This window comes from Bathymodiolus heckerae thiotrophic gill symbiont, assembly GCF_900180345.1.
Classification (GTDB): Bacteria; Pseudomonadota; Gammaproteobacteria; order PS1; family Pseudothioglobaceae; genus Thiodubiliella.
In genome coordinates, this window is sequence record NZ_FXLV01000089.1 from 1 (window position 1) to 1,724 (window position 1,724).

Annotated in this window: 1 protein-coding gene and 1 rRNA gene; both read right to left on the reverse strand. The window is 42.3% G+C overall.

The features are described from left to right. A partial coding sequence (locus CRYPD_RS07595) for a helix-turn-helix domain-containing protein (RefSeq protein WP_171004402.1) occupies positions 1-192 on the reverse strand: 192 nt, incomplete at its 3' end. A 280-nt stretch (positions 193-472) separates the two neighbouring features. Continuing rightward, a 5S ribosomal RNA gene (gene rrf / locus CRYPD_RS07600) occupies positions 473-588 on the reverse strand. Positions 589-1,724: the final 1,136 nt, after the last annotated feature.

A 1,724-nucleotide genomic window follows, 5' to 3' on the forward strand; every position in this document is an offset into this window, starting at 1 on the left:
TCTACGCATAGTAGCAAGCTCATTGGCTTGCTTGGGTCGATAGCCTCGTTTGCCAGTATTATGTTTAATCTCACGTGAGATAGTTGCCGGACTTCTGTTTAACAGATTGGCAATGCCAATCTGATTCATATGTAGTTGTAAACACGCTTTTATCTGGTATCGTTCATCGTTAGTCAGTTGTTGATAATTCATTGCAATTTCCCGTAGTAAGAAAATAGCAAAGTTTATTACAACTGGCTATTTAATTACAATTAAAATTGCACTTGTTATGCGAATTCAAGTGATTATTCATATTTATGCAAAGATCTTTGTTAATTAAAAAGTAGTAGACAAAAAAATACCCCAGCACCTAATAGATACTGGGGTATTTTATGGAATTTTTAGAATTTTACAAGGAAAATTTTAAGGAGCTTAGTAAAACTAAACGACTGAAAATCTAACGCAGTAAAAACCAAAAATAGCCGAAATTAAAGCCTAGCAATGTCCTACTCTCACATGGGGAGACCCCACACTACCATCGGCGCTAAGTGGTTTCACTTCTGAGTTCGGTATGGGATCAGGTGGGGCACACTCGCTATTGTCACTAAGCAAACTGGTTGCCTCTAATTTTCTTATTTTCGGTTTTTTCTGCGTTAAATTTTTAAAACATTCAGTTACATAGTTTCTACTATGCACCCTCACATTTTAAAAATTTTCCTTGAAAAATTCTAAAAATAACTAAATCTCAACTTATCCCAGGATTTTAAAATCCAAAACAATAAGTTAGAGGCCAATTAAAAAGTTTTTATACCATAAAGAAACGGTATAACAAAATAATACATTTTATAAAGTTTGCACACTTACTCAGTGTATTGCATGACACATCAACACAAAAATTACAGATTCACTCAAATAATTTGGGTGTTATATGGTCAAGTCTCACGATCAATTAGTACAGGTTAGCTTCACACATCACTGTGCTTCCACACCCTGCCTATCAACCTCGTAGTCTTCAAGGGATCTTTAGGATAGTTAAACTATCAGGGAGACCTAATCTTGGGAGGGGCTTCCCGCTTAGATGCTTTCAGCGGTTATCCTTTCCACACATAGCTACTCGGCAATGCGACTGGCGTCACAACCGAAACACCAGAGGTGTGTCCATTCCGGTCCTCTCGTACTAAGAACAGCTTCCCTCAAGTCTCCAACGCCCACGGTAGATAGGGACCGAACTGTCTCACGACGTTCTAAACCCAGCTCGCGTACCACTTTAAATGGCGAACAGCCATACCCTTGGGACCTGCTTCAGCCCCAGGATGTGATGAGCCGACATCGAGGTGCCAAACACCGCCGTCGATGTGAACTCTTGGGCGGTATCAGCCTGTTATCCCCGGCGTACCTTTTATCCGTTGAGCGATGGTCCTTCCACTCAGAACCACCGGATCACTAAGACCTAGTTTCCTACCTGCTCGACGTGTCAGTCTCGCAGTCAAGCACCCTTTTACCTTTGCGCTCATTGCACGATGTCCGACCGTGCTGAGGGTACCTTTGCGCTCCTCCGTTACTCTTTGGGAGGAGACCGCCCCAGTCAAACTACCCACCATGCATTGTCCCCAATCCGGATAACGGACCTAGGTTAGAACCCCAACCATACCAGGGTGGTATTTCAAGGATGGCTCCAGTCGAATTAGTGTTTTAATGTTACGGCGTCCACCGAGATCTACACAAGTAGGATCAGAGTTCAATGC